The 16506-nt window shown below is 56.0% G+C and carries 16 protein-coding genes; 13 read left to right on the top strand and 3 right to left on the bottom strand.

The window, feature by feature from the left end:
- Position 1: 1 nt before the first annotated feature.
- Genes ACT3UM_RS17600 through ACT3UM_RS17585 form a run of 4 tightly spaced genes read left to right on the top strand, consistent with a single transcriptional unit; the run spans position 2 to position 2792 of the window.
- Complete coding sequence (locus ACT3UM_RS17600) at positions 2–544, top strand: MotA/TolQ/ExbB proton channel family protein (RefSeq protein ID WP_035578586.1); 543 nt, start codon at positions 2–4, stop codon at positions 542–544.
- Positions 537–944: an ExbD/TolR family protein gene (locus tag ACT3UM_RS17595; protein WP_498900927.1), complete on the top strand. Its 408-nt coding sequence runs from the start codon at positions 537–539 to the stop codon at positions 942–944. Before ACT3UM_RS17600 ends, ACT3UM_RS17595 begins: the two co-directional genes overlap by 8 nt.
- On the top strand, positions 941–1705 hold the full coding sequence (locus ACT3UM_RS17590; RefSeq protein WP_498900925.1) for an energy transducer TonB: 765 nt from the start codon (positions 941–943) through the stop codon (positions 1703–1705). Before ACT3UM_RS17595 ends, ACT3UM_RS17590 begins: the two co-directional genes overlap by 4 nt.
- 4 nt (positions 1706–1709) lie before the next feature.
- Entirely contained in the window at positions 1710–2792 is a 1083-nt protein-coding gene (locus tag ACT3UM_RS17585) for a tetratricopeptide repeat protein (RefSeq protein ID WP_498900923.1), read from the top strand.
- 34 nt (positions 2793–2826) lie between these two features.
- On the opposite strand, the gene xthA is transcribed toward ACT3UM_RS17585, so the two are convergent.
- Positions 2827–3654, bottom strand: a complete 828-nt coding sequence (gene xthA, locus ACT3UM_RS17580; protein ID WP_498900921.1) for an exodeoxyribonuclease III — start codon at positions 3652–3654, stop codon at positions 2827–2829.
- Positions 3654–3911, bottom strand: a complete 258-nt coding sequence (locus ACT3UM_RS17575; RefSeq protein WP_498900920.1) for a hypothetical protein — start codon at positions 3909–3911, stop codon at positions 3654–3656. Before ACT3UM_RS17575 ends, xthA begins: the two co-directional genes overlap by 1 nt.
- A gap of 144 nt (positions 3912–4055) precedes the next feature.
- On the opposite strand from ACT3UM_RS17575, the gene rhlB reads away from it, so the two are divergent.
- Together rhlB and dinG are read left to right on the top strand one after the other, a co-directional pair.
- A complete protein-coding gene (gene rhlB / locus ACT3UM_RS17570) occupies positions 4056–5330 on the top strand; it encodes an ATP-dependent RNA helicase RhlB (protein WP_240716578.1) in 1275 nt (424 codons plus the stop codon).
- 5 nt (positions 5331–5335) lie between these two features.
- Positions 5336–7465: an ATP-dependent DNA helicase DinG gene (gene dinG, locus ACT3UM_RS17565; protein ID WP_498900917.1), complete on the top strand. Its 2130-nt coding sequence runs from the start codon at positions 5336–5338 to the stop codon at positions 7463–7465.
- 46 nt (positions 7466–7511) lie between these two features.
- On the opposite strand, the gene ACT3UM_RS17560 is transcribed toward dinG, so the two are convergent.
- On the bottom strand, positions 7512–8588 hold the full coding sequence (locus ACT3UM_RS17560; protein WP_035578602.1) for a 3-deoxy-7-phosphoheptulonate synthase: 1077 nt from the start codon (positions 8586–8588) through the stop codon (positions 7512–7514).
- 360 nt (positions 8589–8948) lie between these two features.
- On the opposite strand from ACT3UM_RS17560, the gene rpoE reads away from it, so the two are divergent.
- From rpoE to lepB, 7 genes are all read left to right on the top strand, one after another.
- Complete coding sequence (gene rpoE, locus ACT3UM_RS17555) at positions 8949–9548, top strand: RNA polymerase sigma factor RpoE (RefSeq protein WP_035578604.1); 600 nt, start codon at positions 8949–8951, stop codon at positions 9546–9548.
- A 305-nt stretch (positions 9549–9853) separates the two neighbouring features.
- The gene (locus tag ACT3UM_RS17550) at positions 9854–10582 is read left to right on the top strand and encodes a sigma-E factor negative regulatory protein (protein WP_498900914.1); all 729 of its coding nucleotides are present in this window, start codon (positions 9854–9856) and stop codon (positions 10580–10582) included.
- 50 nt (positions 10583–10632) lie between these two features.
- Complete coding sequence (locus ACT3UM_RS17545; protein ID WP_498900912.1) at positions 10633–11670, top strand: MucB/RseB C-terminal domain-containing protein; 1038 nt, start codon at positions 10633–10635, stop codon at positions 11668–11670.
- A gap of 6 nt (positions 11671–11676) precedes the next feature.
- Positions 11677–12171 carry a SoxR reducing system RseC family protein gene (locus ACT3UM_RS17540; RefSeq protein ID WP_498900910.1) on the top strand — a complete coding sequence of 165 codons (495 nt, stop codon included), beginning with the start codon at positions 11677–11679 and terminating at the stop codon, positions 12169–12171.
- A gap of 39 nt (positions 12172–12210) precedes the next feature.
- Positions 12211–13614 (top strand): DegQ family serine endoprotease, encoded by a 1404-nt coding sequence (locus tag ACT3UM_RS17535; protein WP_498900908.1) that lies wholly within the window; start codon positions 12211–12213, stop codon positions 13612–13614.
- 195 nt (positions 13615–13809) lie between these two features.
- Positions 13810–15627 (top strand): translation elongation factor 4, encoded by a 1818-nt coding sequence (gene lepA, locus ACT3UM_RS17530; protein WP_498900906.1) that lies wholly within the window; start codon positions 13810–13812, stop codon positions 15625–15627.
- A gap of 15 nt (positions 15628–15642) precedes the next feature.
- Positions 15643–16446, top strand: a complete 804-nt coding sequence (gene lepB / locus ACT3UM_RS17525; protein ID WP_498900904.1) for a signal peptidase I — start codon at positions 15643–15645, stop codon at positions 16444–16446.
- The last annotated feature ends 60 nt before the right edge of the window (positions 16447–16506 follow it).

Below are 16506 nucleotides of genomic sequence, written 5' to 3'. Positions count from 1 at the left end.
CATGTCCACACTTCCTCTCTGGCTCGAACCCGTTGAGCGCTTAGTGGAGGCGGGTGGCGCGGTACTGGTGGTTTTGGCCGTCGTGGCCGTATTGGTGTTTGCCATGGCCATGGAGCGCTGGTGGTACTACCGAATTACCTGGCGTATAGCGCGGCGACAATTGCTACGTCGCTGGGCGGCGCGCAGCGATCACACCAGTTGGAGTGCTCGAACGCTGCGCCAGGTTTGGGCAGAAGCATTGGTCGCCAGGCTGCGCAAACCCCTGCCATGGTTAAAGCTGTTGGTTGCGTTGTGCCCTTTGCTGGGGTTGTTAGGCACGGTCACGGGCATGATTAGCGTGTTTGATAGCCTTTCGCTGAGCGAGACCCATCAAGCCCGTGCCATGGCAGACGGCGTCGCCCGGGCGACGCTGCCGACCTTAACCGGTATGGCCATTGCCGTGGTAGGGCTGTTATTTATTAGTCGTTTAGAGCACGTCATTCGTCGCGAAGACCAGCGGCTGCATGATCGCTTGGCGCGGGCACTGGAGGAAAGTGATGCGTAGACGCCGTTCCATAGATGCAACCGCTGAGAGTAATGAGGTGAACCTGACACCCATGCTTGACGTGGTCTTTATCATGCTGATTTTCTTTATCGTCACCACCAGCTTTGTCAAAGAGAGTGGTGTCGAGATTGAGCGACCTGAATCCAGTGCCGCCACCCCGCGCCCGGATGCTCAGGTGCTTGTCGCGGTTTCCTCCGAGGGCGCTGTGTGGGTGGATGGTAGCCCGGTAGATGTTCACCGGGTTGGGCAGCAGGTGGCCGATATGCTGAGCGACGATGGTTCGGTGGTTATCCAGGCGGATCGTGAATCGACCACGGGCTTGCTGATCGAAGTGATGGATCGCCTGCGCGAGGCGGGGGTTGACCAAGTGGCGGTGGCGGCGAGTCGGAGTGGGTCATGATGCGCCACCTTCTGTCGTTGTTGGGAGGCGTTGTGCTGGCGGTGGGCTTATTCTGGCTGCTGGCGCAGCTGGTTGCCCCCCCTGAGCGGGAGCCCGAAGAGCTGACCATGAGTATGGCGATGACGATGGTTGAAGCGCCGGAAGTCGCCCCTGAGCAGGAGGCGCCCACGCCGCAGCCTGTAGAAGCAGCGCCCCAGCAGGCGCCGCCGCCCATGCCAGCCCCCGAGCCACCGCCCGTAACTGAGAGCACTATTAGCTTGCCGGAAGTAGAGCTGCCGGATGAGCCCGTTGAGCCGGTTCAAATGGATAGTCAGCTCCCCGAACTGACGGAAGTGACGCCGGAGCCTCGGCCAGAGCCTACTCCCGAGCCTGCGCCGGAACCACCGCCACAGGAAGCGCCCGCTGAGCCAGCGCCCGCTTCAGACGCAGTAGAGAGTGAGCCCGCCGAGCGTGAAGCCGCGCCGGAAGCTGAGCCCGTTCCTTCTAACGAACCGGTCAGCGTTGGCCAAGCGACGCCGACCAGCCGGGTCAACCCAAGCTATCCGCCACGTGCGCAGCGGCGGGGTATGGAGGGTTATGTGGAAGTAGCCTTTACGATTCAGCGCGATGGCAGTGTTGATAGTTCTTCTATTCGCATCACTAATGCGCAGCCACGCCGGGTATTTGATGATGCGGCGCGCGAGGCAATTGCCCAATGGCAATTTGAACCCAGTAATCGGTTACGCAATGCCACCCAGCGGATCGAGTTTCAGTTGAGGTAGCGGTATGCAGCGTCCTTTATCGATTTTAGTGCTCAGCGTTTGTTTAATACTAACCACGTGGTCCTTCTCGGCGCTGGCCAGCCCTGCGCTAAAAGGCGGTGTGATTGACGATCTCAATACGCTCCAGGCCCAGCTACAGGATGGAGCGTTATCCAGCGTTGTAGAGCGGGCGACCGCACAGGCCGAGCGCTTGGCGCCGGGGAACCAATCGGATCAATGGGCCAGCGCGCTCTATCAGCAGCTGGCGGCAGGTGCCTTGGCGCGCCAGGATCAACACGCAGCGGCAGCAGATCGGTTGGCGATTGCCCGCGGCTTAAATGGTGTTGATGACGCCCAGGCGGCTCGCTGGCTACGTGAGGAAGCCTCACTGCGCCGTGCTGCCGGTCAGCGTGATCAGGTCATTGAGCTGCTTAGTGAGTGGTTATCCAGCCATCAGGATAGTGATGCCACCTGGCAGTTAACCCGGCTGCTGGCGCAGCAGGCGCGCTGGGAGGAAGCTGCCGACTGGCTTGAGCAAGCACTTAATGAGACGCCAGAGCTAAGCGAAGCGCAGCAGTCTGTAACGCTGGCTGTGTATCGCAATGCAGGGCAAGGTGATCAGGCATTGGGCTGGCTGCTGGATGACTTGAGTGCGCAGAGTGAAGCCGCCGAATGGCGTCAAGCCGCGGGGCTTGCTCAGCAGGCTGGCCAATCTGGGGTAGCCGCTGGCCTGTGGGAGACGGCCTGGCAATTAGGCAAGTTAACCGAGCAAGAAGATTTCTGGCTGTTGGTTCAACTTCATCTCGCTGGCGGCACCCCCGCAAGAGCGGCAGAACACTTAGAGCAGGCGCTGAATGAGGGTGATATTGTCCGCGATGAGTCTCATCTGCGCTTGCTGGCTAACGCCTGGTGGCAGGCTAAAGACGTTGAGAAGGCCCTGAATGCCTGGCAAGCCTTAGCGCTGCATACGCAAGCTGCTGCCGACTGGCGAGCCTATGGTCAACTTGCTTACGCCTGGGGTGAGGATGGTCAAGCGAAACAAGCCTTTGCCCGCGCCTCTTCGCTAGGTGACGATGAGGCGGAGCAGTGGCTGGCCAGTTTTAACTAGAAAGGTCTAGGTAGGCAGGGCTGTGTAGCAAGGACTAGGGCTTAAGCGTAAGAGCGAAGTCACTCCAAGTAGGGGCATGATCGGAAGGCCGCTCCATGCCACGCAGGTCGTAGTCGATGCCCGCATCAGTGGTCTGCTCGGCTAGCGGCTTGGTAACTAGAATATAGTCGATACGTAGGCCGCGCTTGGGCTCCTGGTTAAACCCTTTTGAGCGGTAGTCGAACCAGCTGAAGCGGTCATCGCTGTGCGGATAGCAGAGACGATAGCTGTCGGATAGCCCCCAGGCTTTAATGCCTTCCAGCCACTCGCGCTCAATAGGCTGAAAGCTGGTTTTGCCTTCGCGCAGCCAGCGCTTGCGGTTGGCGTCACCGATGCCGATATCCTGATCTTCCGGTGAGATATTGAAATCGCCCATAATCGCCAACCGCTCGTCAGGGTGGTGCTGTTCGTTAAGCAGCCGCGCTAGCTGACCATAAAAGCGCTCTTTATGAGGAAATTTGGTCGGGTGAGTGACGTTTTCGCCCTGCGGGAAGTAGCCGTTCCACACCGTCACCGGTTCGCCATCTTCAGCCAGCAGGCGGACGCCAATCATGCGGCGCTGAGCGTCTTCCTCATCGTCGGGGAAACCGTAAAGCACCTCTTGGGGCGCCTGACGACACATCAGAGCAACGCCATAGTGGCCTTTTTGGCCGTAATAAAAGACGTGGTAGCCCATGGCTTCCACGTCTGCGATAGGAAACTCGCTGTCTTGTACTTTGGTTTCCTGCAGGCCGATCACGTCAGGCTGCTGGGTATCGATCAATGCCTGTAACTGGTGAAGACGGGCACGAATACCGTTAATATTGAACGAAACCAAGCGCATTACGAGTCGTCCCCCTGAGGCTTGTTAGCACCGCTATCCGTTTTTTCAGGGTGAATAGCGATATCTTGACCACTCTGCTGACGGGCGAGTTTTCGCACTGCCTGCAGTTTGCGCTGCTGCTGCTTTTTAGCCACAAAGCGGCGCGAAGGGGCGACTTGATCAGGGTTGTCGTGGCGCCATTTTTTGTAATCCTTGCGCCGACCGGTACGAATAGTCACCTTGTCGGCCAGTGAACGAGTTTTTTTCTTACGCGTCATGTCGCGCTCCTTACGTCGATTTAACGGCTATTCTAACAGGCCTTGGGACTCCTTCGACAGCAGGACGCGCTCTTATCGCCAAGCCCTGGTACAATGCGCGCTTCATGATGCCAACTTCCACAGCAATGGACAGATAGACAGCCTATGAGCGAGTCGGAACAGACCACAGCCCCGGCCCAGAATCGCAAGCCAAAACGTCGCCGTCGTAAACCGCGTCGTCGCCAGTCGAACTGGGATCTTCGTCAGTTTCAGGTGCCTGCCGTGGCCGGCAAGTGGCGCTTTCATGACTTTGATCTGCCGCTGCCCTTAATGCGCGCGATTCATGCCCAAGGGTTTGAATACTGCACGCCTATTCAAGCTGAGGCCCTGCGCCAAACGCTGCTAGGTGGCGACATTGTCGGCAAGGCGCAAACGGGAACCGGTAAAACCGCGGCCTTTTTGATCTCGGTGATGGCCTACTTCCTGGAAGAGCCCACACCCAATGGGCAAAAGCCGGGTGCGCCGCGGGCGTTGATTATTGCGCCTACCCGCGAGCTGGCACTGCAGATTGAAAAAGATGCCAAAGCGTTAGCACGGTTCACGCAGCTCAATGTGGCGAGCGTGGTCGGCGGTATGGACTATCAGAAGCAGCGTGAAAGCCTGGGTAGCAAGATCGATATTCTGGTGGCAACGCCAGGGCGGCTGTTGGATTTCCACCAGAAACGCGATATCGACCTCAATGAAGTTGAAGTATTGGTGCTGGATGAAGCCGACCGCATGTTGTCGATGGGCTTTATTCCCGACGTGAAGCGTATTATTCGCTACACGCCGAAAAAAGAGGAGCGTCAGACCTTCCTCTTTTCGGCCACCTTTACCGACGACATTTTGAATCTTGCCAGTCAGTGGACGTTAGACCCAGCCCACGTCGAGATCGAAGTGACCGTTGAGAACCAGGCGGATATCGATCAGCGGGTGTACTTGGTGTCCGATGACGACAAGCAGCGCTTACTGGTGAATCTGCTTCAGCAGGAGAGCTTTGAGCGTGTCATGGTGTTTGGCAACCGCCGTGATTTGGTGCGTAAGCTGGATGACCTGCTTAAAAAAGCCGGTGTCAGTGCGGCGATGCTGTCGGGTGATGTGCCCCAGAATCAGCGCATCAAAACCCTGGAAAGCTTCCGCGAAGGCGAAATTCAGGTATTGGTCGCCACCGATGTGGCTGGTCGTGGTATTCATATTGAAGATGTCAGTCACGTCATCAATTATACCCTGCCGGAAGACCCGGAAGACTACGTACACCGTATTGGCCGTACCGGTCGCGCCGGCGCCAAGGGTGTGTCGATCAGCTTCGTCGGTGAAGAGGATGCCTTCTCGCTGCCGGAAATCGAACGCTATATCAACGACAAGCTGCCCTGCGTGCATCCGCCGGAAGGTATGCTCTAAGTCGCATGCTTGATACAGCCCTCAAAAGCGAAATTCAAGATGCTTACCGTCGCGTGGTGGACTCCCTGGAGCTAACCCCACGCTACGGCCAGCGCATGATGATTGCCGAAATTGCCCGCACGCTGGGTAATATCGAGAGCGACGGCGAGGGTAAGCGGACGAGCGATACCCATGTCTGTGTGCTTGAGGCGGGTACTGGTACGGGCAAAACCTTGGCCTACCTGCTCGCCGCCTTGCCGATCGCGAAAGCGCGCGGCAAGCGGCTAATCATCTCGACCGCGACGGTTGCGCTTCAAGAGCAGGTGCTCAACCAGGATCTACCTTCGCTGGCCAGCCATAGTGGCCTTGCCTTTCGCTACGCGTTAGCCAAAGGGCGGGGGCGTTATGTGTGTGTCGCGCGGTTAGATCAGGCGCTGGAGGGGAGTGAACCCAACCCGACGCTGTCACTGTTTGAGCAGTCTCTGCAAACCCAAAGCAGCGATTTCAATGTCATTGCCAGTGATATGGCGCAAGCCTATGGGCAGGGTGAGTGGGAAGGGGATCGCGACAACTGGCCCGAGGCGATTGAGGATGCCCACTGGCGCAGGCTGACGGTGGATCACCGCCAGTGCACGGGACGACGCTGCGGGCACTTTGGCGCCTGCGCGTTTTTTCGTTCCCGCCGGGAGCTTGAGAATGCCGATGTCATCGTCGCCAACCACGATCTTGTGTTGGCTGATTTGGCCTTGGGTGGCGGCGCGATTCTGCCTGACCCAGCAGACTGCATTTTCGTGTTTGACGAAGGTCACCACCTGCCGGAGAAGGCGCTTTCTCACTTTGCCCACCGCTTTGCGGTGCACGGCTGTTTGCGCTGGCTGAAAACGCTGAAAAGCAGTTTGACCGACCTTCACCAAGCGTTGGCCATTCAGCCTACGGTGTCTCGCCTGTTGGTAAGCTTGCCAGAGCTGATCCATAACCTGGAACCCGCCCTGGGTGATGTATTTAGCATGGGGCATCAGCTTGCGGGGCGGCCCAACGGTTTGGCTGATGAAGAGGCTACCCATCAATCGCGCTTTGAGAAGGGCCAAGTGCCTGATGTGCTACGCGAGCAAGCGCAGCAGCTATTGGTGATGTTCGCATCGCTGTCGCGCTGCCTGGAAAGCATTAGCGATATTCTGCGTGAAAGCCTCGATCCCGATAAGCAGACCGGCCTTGACCGTGAGCAGGCGGAAACCTGGCTGCCGTTGGTGGCGCTGCTGCATGGACGTGCACTTGAGGCACATGCCTTGTGGCAGGCGTTTAGCGAGCAGGATGTGGCCAATGAGGCACCTAGCGCCCGCTGGATAACCCTAAGCCGTGTGGCGGGGGAGCCGGAAGTTGAGTTTTCGGCCAGTCCGGTATCGGCCGCACATACGTTGGCCAAGCATTTATGGGGACGTTGCCACGGTGCGGTGGTTACCTCGGCGACCTTGACCGCCTTGGGGCGCTTTGAGCGCCTGCAGGAGCGGGCAGGTTTGGCCAACCGCTATCGCTATCAGGCGTTGCCGAGTCCGTTTGATTACGCCAATGCGGTGCTGCGCGTGCCCAAAGAGGCCACCGACCCCAGCGATAGGGACGCACACGAACGCGCCATCGTCACGTTTGTGTCGCAACTCGCCGACACCGAGGCGGCGCTGGTGCTGTTCTCTTCCCGCGCTCAACTGCGGGCGGTGGATAAAGCGCTGCCCGCAAGTGTGAAGGAACGCGTGCTTGCCCAGGATGCGCTGCCCAAGCGTGAGCTTATTGAGCGCCATCGGGCGGCGGTGGATAAAGGGGCTGGTAGTATTATCTTTGGTTTGGCGAGCTTCGCCGAAGGTATCGATCTGCCCGGTGATTACCTGACCCATGTGGTGATTACGCGACTGCCCTTTGCAGTGCCCGACGACCCCGTGGGCGCGACACTAGCCGAGTGGATAGAGAGCCAAGGCGGCAATGCGTTTATGCGCATTAGCGTGCCCGATGCGTCTATCAAGCTGGTACAGGCTTGCGGGCGTTTGATTCGCAAAGAGAGTGATCGCGGGACGATCACAATACTGGATAAACGGGTGATTACCCGCCGCTACGGGCAGGCACTGTTGGATGCGTTGCCGCCGTTTCGGCGCGAAATTAGCCGGTAATGAAAAACCCCGCCGTAGCGGGGTTTTGCAGGTGTTGAACGCAGTGTTATTTGGCAATGCGCTTAGCCAGGGTGGCGGCCAGCTTCTCGTTCATGCGATTGAAGGTTTCCACCGTGGTGTCCCAGTCGATGCAGGCATCGGTAATCGACACACCATACTGCAGTTGGCTGAGGTCTGCGGTTAGTTTCTGATTGCCCCAGCCAATGTTGGATTCAACCATCAAGCCGATAATGGAAGTGTTGCCTTCCAAAATCTGGTTGGTGACGTTTTCCAGTACCAGCGGCTGTAGCGCCGCGTCTTTATTAGAGTTGGCGTGGGAGCAGTCGATCATAATGTTGGGCGATAGCTTGGCCTTCTCAAGCTCTTTCTCAGAGAGGGCAACGCTTACACTATCGTAGTTGGGCTTGCCGTTGCCGCCGCGCAGGACGACGTGACCGTAGGCATTGCCGCGGGTGCGAATGATCGCCACCTGGCCTGCCTGGTTAATGCCCAGGAAGTTGTGCGGGCTGGCCACGGACTGGAGCGCATTGATTGCGACATCCAGGCTGCCGTCGGTGCCGTTTTTAAAGCCGACCGGGCAGGAGAGGCCAGAGGCCATTTCCCGGTGAGTCTGCGACTCGGTGGTGCGGGCGCCAATCGCTGACCAACTGATGCAATCCTGTAGGTACTGGGGCGAGATGGGATCGAGTGCTTCGGTGGCGAGCGGTAAGCCCATTTCGGCCAGATCGACCAGCAGTTTGCGGGCGATATGCAGGCCCTCATCGATCTCAAAAGAGTCGTTGAGGTGCGGGTCGTTGATCAGGCCTTTCCAGCCCACTGTTGTGCGCGGCTTTTCAAAATAGACGCGCATCACGATATACAGGCTGTCGCTGACTTGATCAGCCAGCGCGCGCAGGCGACGGGCGTAATCAAGCGCGGCTTCCACATCGTGGATTGAACACGGGCCGACGACGACTAAGAGTCGCGGGTCGTTGCCATCCAGGATATTCTGAATGGTTTGACGACCTTCAATTACGCTGCGCTCTGCCGCATCGGTTAACGGCACGGCATTTTTGAGCGCTTCTGGGGTGGTGAGAACGTCTTGAGCGAGGACGTTAAGGTTATTAACCTGCTGTTCTGACATCTTGCTACCTGTGTTTGCGCGATGGCTGAAAAAAGTGAGGGGGCGATAAAAGTGGCACCTACTATCGCTTGTCGAGCAGGTAAAAATCAATTGCTGTGGAACTATAGCGGCATTAAAAGTGTCAGCCGCAGGGTTTTGCGAAAGGGGCTAAGCGCTTGATACGCTGCAAAGAACGCGCAACACTGGCCGCATATCGTTATAAAATGCAGCAACATACTCGGGCGATGTATTCGCTCTTTTACTAACTCTATTATTAATCAATGCCCAAGGGACGCTATGCTGCTTGCTGTGAACGCCCATTTATCAGGGCTAATAGGAATGGGGCTCGGCGCACGCCGTACGAGCTGGGGGAGCGTGTGAATGGGCACTCGGGAAACAGACCAACAGCTTGTTGAACGTGCCCAAAAAGGTGATACGCGCGCTTTCGATCTGCTGGTAAAAAAGTACCAGCATAAAATTATCGGCCTGATTGGTCGTTACGTTCATGATCACTCTGAAGTTCAGGATGTGGCCCAGGAGGCATTTATTAAGGCATATCGCGCCTTGGGCAAGTTTCGCTCAGAGAGTGCGTTCTATACCTGGATGTACCGCATCGCGATTAACACGGCGAAAAACTATCTGGTCTCACGGGGTAGACGCCCGCCGGGAAGTGATCTGGATATCGTCGATGCTGAAATTATCGACCAAAGCGGAAGGCTGGCCGATTCAGAGTCGCCGGAAGCGGCGATTGCCAGAGACCAGTTAGAAGCGGCGGTTTATCAGGCGATTGAAAACCTGCCGGATGATCTACGCACGGCGATTACCCTGCGTGAGCTGGATGGCCTTGCTTACGAAGATATAGCGCAGGTCATGCAATGCCCGGTGGGCACCGTGCGTTCGCGGATTTTCCGCGCTCGCGAGGCGGTTGATGAACATATCCGGCCATTAGTATCCACCGCGCGGAACAGTCGCGATGAGTAGTGGTCAGTAGAGGGTAGGTAGGATGGTCGCTATCGGATGCCGAAATAAAGGTTTTATCTTTTTTGTGAACTGTCTGGCATGTAAGGCGTCATAAAGCCTGACTATCTTGATGAGTACGTTCGGTGTATCGATAAATGATATATCAATGTGCAAAGCGTCATGAGCTTAGCGTTGTAGGCTAATGAGAGTTGGTAATTTATTAGTGTGCAACTGAGTCTTGGCCTTGGAAGTCGTCGGAGTGGTGGTGCGCAGAATGATGGCCCATCACCCCAGTACTTCTTTTAAACAGTGTGAGGGTGTGAAGTATGAGTCAAAACACACGGGAATCACTTTCGGTGTTAATGGATGGCGAAAGTGATGAGCTTGAGCTTCGCCGAGTGTTGAAGGCACTGCCTAATGATGACGATGCCGCAGATACCTGGCGCCGTTATCACCTTGCCCGCAGTATGATGCAGCGCGAGCAGGGCGTAGATGTAAGCGTTGACCTTTCGGCGGGTATTATGGCCCGTTTGCGCGACGAGCCTGCTCCAATGATGCAAGACGCTGAGCCTGTGGCTCACCGTGCGGGAGGCATATCGTTTGCCCGAGGTGCTGGGGTTGCAGCTGCGGTGTCATTGATGGTGATCACTGGCGTTCAGTTCTTTGGCAATGACTCATCCGTTCGCCAGGGCAGTAGTGACATTGCGACGACAGCGTCCAATTCCAACGGGGATACCCAGGTGCAGCCTGTTAGCTTGGCTTCTCAGTCGGCAGTGGCTACGCGTGCTGACATGCCCATGTTTGAGCCAAAGTCGTTTCGGCTTAGCGGCCAGTCGGGTCAAAGTGGTCTAATGAATATTAGCGAAACTGGCTTCTCTTCGCAGCCACCCCAGGGAGTGACCGCTTCCCAGGGCATGAACATTGATATAGATCAGATTGGCTTGCTGCAGTCCTATTTAGAGCAACATACTCAGAGTGCTGCTTACGGCAGTGGTGACAGCTGGATGCCGTTGATGCGCTCTTCAGCCGTTACCGAACCATTAGGGCAGCGCTGAATCAAATGACGCTATTGATATGCCTGTCAGGTGAGTAGGGAGTGCGCGAAATGGAAGTGCGCGAAATGATAAACGCCTGGCGAGCTAAGCGCATAGCAGTGCTGGTGGTGACTGTAAGTATGCTCTCATTTCAGGCGCATGCAGAAAGCACTGATAACCCTCCAAATAATGATGCAGGCTATGAATGTGCAGTAGCTCCCCAGGCGACACCTAGTAGTGCACAGCAGTGGCTGGAGCGGGGCTTATGGGCCAGCCACTGCTATGCCTTCCAAGCCAGAGCAGTGGCTATTGATGACGTCGATGTGCGCACATTAGCACTGTCTCATCGTATTCAAGACGGTATCCGACAGCAGGTAGTGCAGTATTTAGATGGCCCTTCTGTCAGCATTGAGCGTCGCTCGCCAGTGGGAAGCTTAGCCTGGACCGAAGAGACTAGTGACGGTGAGCTACCTTCGCCCGCAAAATGGGCGGCGCATCTCGAAAATTATTACGCGATTAAGCTTGAGGAAGGAGCCCGTGTCGCTGGACGCGACGCTGTCAAGCTCATTTTTACTCCCACTGATGAATGGCGTTTTGCTCATGAGTGGTGGTTAGACCGGGATACTGGCCTGCTGCTTAAGCATGTACTTAGTGATCAGCAAGGCAGGATCATTGAAACCTTTCAAATTACCCAGCTTCAGTCACCCCAGAAGTATATCGGCAGCGTTCGAGTGGTCTCGCCGAAGGTTATAGTTAACACTTCTTGGCAGCGCCCTTGGCATAGCACCTGGCTGCCTGATGGTTTTGTTGCCCAACCGATTGCTTTTGCTGGCGATAATGAACATCAGCGTGTCTACAGCGATGGCTTAGCCACCGTGAGTATCTTTGTAGAGCCCATTGCGTCTGAAGAAACGACCGTCTTACGTGAAGGTGTGCAGCAGTTGGGCGTGTCGTCCGTTGCTATTGAGCACACCAGCACCGCTGAAGGGCGCTGGCAGTTAGTGGCCATTGGTGAGCTGCCGGTAGCAACATTGCAGCGTATTGTGCGCTCAATCACTTTCGACTTGCTTGAAGGTCAACCTCAAGAAAGCGTCGATGAGGCTGAGTAGATAAGTATGTCGCCCCCCACGCCCTGTAACTCTTTGCCTGGCAGTTCTCTGCTGCGCACTGGCACGGTTGTCGGCTATACCTCGCAGGTAGTAATCGTTGAAATTGCCGCTCGGCAGAACTGCGAGCAGTGTGCTCAGGGGCGTGGGTGCGGGGTTGGATTGCTGGCGCGCCAGCGAAGCCAGCGTATTGCCGTAGCGCTTCCCCTAAAAATAGAAAACGCTGAGCTTAACTACCCGCTAGGAAGCCAAGTCACCATCAGCCTGCCGCGTGCCTCTGTGACGCTGCTGGCTTTTTGTGTTTATGGTCTGCCGCTAATGTTGGCGCTGTTGCTATCCGGTCTGGTCGCGCTAGTGAGTAGTCCGATTTGGTTGGCTCCCCTGAGTTTTTTTATTGCTCTGGTGGTCGGTGCACTAAGTATTAAATATCTAATGCGCGGGCGTAGGGAACACTTCCGCCCACACCTGGTCAATTGTCCGCGGCATTACGCCGTGAGTTGTTGACCTACCCTCGTTACTATCACACTAAGTAGGAGCTCTTGCATGAAGCGCTTGATTCTCCCTTCCACACTATGGGTCTGTGTGGTGGCATTGCTAACGTTTAGCCAAGCCGCCAGCGCACAAGGTTTACCTGATTTCACCCAGTTAGTTGAAGACGCCGCCCCTGGGGTGGTGAATATCTCGACCAGTCGAACGATTCAGCGCAGCAGCGCACCTGGTTTTGGTGGGCAGGAAATTCCGGAAATCTTCCGCCACTTTTTTGGCGATAGTTTTCCTGCTCCACCAAGCAATGGGCAAGGGCGAACAGAAGAGCGCCAGTCGTTAGGCTCGGGATTTGTCATCAGTGAGGACGGCTACGTGATGACCAATGCACATGTGGTTCAGGACGCCGATGAGATTCTTGTGCGGCTCAATGATCGTCGCGAATTGAGTGCGGAGGTAGTTGGCAGCGATCCGCAAACAGATGTGGCATTGTTGAAAATTGACGCAAATGACTTGCCTACGCTCAATCTAGGCGACTCTGACGAACTCAAAGTCGGCGAGTGGGTGGCTGCCATCGGTTCCCCCTTCGGGTTTGATCACTCAGTTACGGCGGGCATCGTCAGTGCCATTAATCGAACCTTGCCGCGGGATGCGTATGTACCGTTTATTCAAACCGATGTGGCGATCAACCCCGGTAACTCTGGCGGTCCGCTGTTCAACTTGGATGGGGAAGTCGTCGGCATCAACTCGCAAATCTTTACCCGCAGCGGCGGCTTTATGGGCGTGTCGTTTGCTATCCCCATCAACGTGGCTATGGATGTAGCCGAACAGTTGCGTGAAGATGGCCGCGTTAATCGTGGTTGGCTAGGCGTAATGATTCAGCCTGTCTCAGATGATCTGGCAGAGTCGTTTGGTATGGAGAGAGCTAATGGCGCCTTGATTGCTGATCTTGACCCCGAAGGCCCCGCAGCCCAAGGTGGACTGCAAGCGGGCGATGTCATCCTTGAGGTCAATGGTGAAGAGGTCGAGCGCTCGAGCTCTCTGCCGCGCTTGATTGGTAAAGGCGCCCCAGGTACCGAGGTGGAGCTCACCTTGATGCGCGACGGTGAACAGCTAACCGAGTCAGTCGAATTAGGTAGCTGGCCAGATGCCGAGCAGCAGACGGCGCAGGCCAGCAGCAATAACCAAGCCCGTCTTGGCGTAATGGTTGCTGAAATTGATGACGCCATGCGCGAGCAGCTGAATATTCCCGGCGGTGTGATCGTTCGTCAGGTTGAGTCTGGCAGCGTGGCCGCTGAGGCAGGGATTCGCTCAGGAGACGTGTTGGTGAGTATCGATCATCGCAGCGTTTCTTCGTCCGATGAGCTGGTAGAGATTGTCGAGGCGTTGCCCACTGATCGCGCCATCCCTGTGCGTCTGTTCCGCGATGGACGTTCGCTATTTGTAGCACTGCGTCTGGAATAACCCGTCTATTTTCACTCCTGGTCCGGCGGTTCTCGCCGGACCGCTGTTCCTAGCCTGCGCATATCGCTACAATAGCGGATATCTTTTTGTCGGAAATGGCCCTTATTTTTAAACGGCAGCTGTTTTCGAGCTTTGAACTCTCGAAGCGGCCTGCTAGTAGGGCCGCTTGCGTACCACTAAGGCAGAACAGACTCGATGTCCCAAGACGTTCCCAACGGAAAGCTTAAGCACATACGTAATTTCTCTATTATCGCCCACATCGACCATGGCAAGTCTACGCTCTCAGATCGTCTGATCCAGACCTGCGAAGGATTAACCGAGCGTGAGCTTAAAGAGCAAGTGCTCGACTCCATGGATATCGAGCGCGAGAGAGGCATCACGATTAAGGCGCAGTCGGTCACGCTGGATTACACCGCTGCAGACGGCCAGGTTTACCAGCTGAACTTTATCGATACGCCTGGGCATGTTGACTTCTCTTATGAAGTGTCGCGTTCGCTCTACGCCTGCGAAGGGGCGTTGCTGGTTGTCGATGCCGCACAAGGGGTAGAAGCTCAATCAGTGGCCAACTGTTATACCGCTATCGAACAGGGACTAGAAGTTCTGCCGGTACTCAACAAAATTGATTTGCCTCAGGCGGATTGCGACAAGGTTTCCCAGGAGATTGAAGAGATTATCGGCCTGGATGCCACCGACGCCTGCCAGGTCTCGGCCAAAAGTGGCTTGGGCATTGATGCCTTGCTAGAGCGCTTGGTGCGCGATATTCCGCCGCCCAAGGGCGACCCGGAAGCGCCGCTGCAAGCACTCATTATCGATTCCTGGTTTGATAACTACCTTGGCGTTGTCTCGTTAGTGCGCCTGTTTGATGGCACGCTGCGCAAAGGCGATAAGATCCGTATTAAATCGACGGGCCGCGATTGGGGCACCACTGAGGTGGGGATTTTCACCCCACAGCGTAAGCAGACAGGTATTCTGCGGGCCGGTGAAGTCGGTTTTATTGTCGCCGGTATCAAAGAGATTCACGGCGCACCGGTGGGCGACACCATTACCCATACCAAAACGCCAGATGTCGCGCGACTGCCTGGTTTCCAAAAAGTAAAACCGCAGGTTTATGCCGGTATGTTCCCGGTCAGTGCGGATGATTACGAAGACTTCCGTGATGCGCTTGAAAAGCTGGCGCTTAACGATGCTTCGCTTGCCTACGAGCCGGAAAACTCCGATGCCCTGGGCTTTGGCTTCCGTGTAGGCTTTTTGGGCACGCTGCATATGGAGATCGTCCAGGAGCGCTTGGAGCGTGAGTATGATATTGATCTGCTTACCACCGCGCCAACGGTTGTCTATGAGCTGGCGATGAAAAATGGCGACATCACCTACGTCTCCAACCCCTCTAAGCTACCTGACATGGCCGACGTAGATGAAATGCGCGAGCCTGTGGTACGCGCCAGCATTCTGGTTCCTCAGGAGTACGTGGGCAACGTGATCACCGAGTGCGAGCAGCGCCGTGGCACACAGCTGGATATGCAGTTCCTGGGTAACCAGATTCAGTTGGCCTACGAGCTGCCCATGTCCGAAGTGGTCATGGACTTCTTTGACCGCTTGAAATCGATCTCCAAGGGTTACGCTTCGCTTGAATATAACTTTGAGCGATTTGAGATGGCCAAGCTGGTGCGTCTTGATGTGTTGATCAACGGCGACAAGGTCGATGCGCTGGCGGTGATTATCCATCGTGATCACGCCCACCATCGTGGTCGTTTATTAGTGGAAAAAATGCAAGAACTGATCCCGCGGCAGATGTTTGATGTGGCTATTCAAGCAGCTATCGGGGGCCAAGTGGTGGCGCGCTCCACCGTCAAGGCGCTGCGCAAAAACGTGACGGCCAAGTGTTACGGCGGCGATGTCAGCCGTAAGAAAAAACTGCTCGAGAAACAGAAAGCGGGTAAGAAGCGCATGAAACAAGTGGGGCGCGTGGAAATTCCCCAGGATGCCTTCCTTGCTGTGCTCAAGGTTAACGACTAGGAAAGAACGCCACTCATGGATTTTTCATTACTGCTGGTACTTGCCGTTGCGCTCTCGGGCGCTATTTACCTGTTGGACGTGTGGCTACTAAAGCCCAAACGCCGCCAACGCTTCGCCGCTGCGGAGGCCAAGGCCCCGGAAGGTCTGGATCCAGCTACCAGCGAAAAGCTGCTGAAAGAGCCTTGGCCGGTCGATTATGCGCGCTCGTTTTTTCCGGTGCTGTTAGTGGTGCTGGTGGTGCGTAGCTTTATCATTGAGCCCTTTCAGATTCCTTCGGGTTCAATGCGGCCAACGCTTGAAGTGGGTGACTTTATCCTGGTCAACAAGTTTGCCTACGGCCTACGCCTGCCGGTAGTCAACACCCGCTTTATCGAAGTCGATGATCCTGAGCGGGGTGATGTGATGGTGTTCCGTTTTCCGGAAGAGCCCTCGGTAAATTTCATCAAGCGAGTGGTTGGCATACCAGGGGATCGTATTCGCTACGAAGGCAAGCAGCTTTACGTTAACGGTGAACCGGTTGCCAAAGAGTTGATCGAAGAGGGACCAGATGGTTCGCCACAGGAGCTGCTGTTAGAAGAACAGCTTGGCGACGCTGAGCACTTCATTTATAACAACCCTCGCGCCCCCGGCCCACAAATGCGTGAAGTGGAAGTCCCTGAAGGGCACTATTTCATGATGGGGGACAACCGTGACCACTCCAACGACAGCCGCTACTGGGGCTTCGTGCCGGAAGAGAATATTGTTGGTCGTGCGTTTGCGGTATGGATGCATTGGGATGGCGGATTGCCAAGTTTCACCAGCGTGCGGCACATTGAATGAAGATGCTGCTTAGGCTGAATTTAGTCAGTTATGTCACTTTAGTTAACGTCAATGACGTAG

This window comes from Halomonas sp. AOP13-D3-9 (genome assembly GCF_052379125.1).
In the GTDB taxonomy this organism is placed as follows: domain Bacteria; phylum Pseudomonadota; class Gammaproteobacteria; order Pseudomonadales; family Halomonadaceae; genus Vreelandella.
Note: the sequence above shows the minus strand (reverse complement) of the source record. Positions and strands in the feature narration are given on the sequence as shown.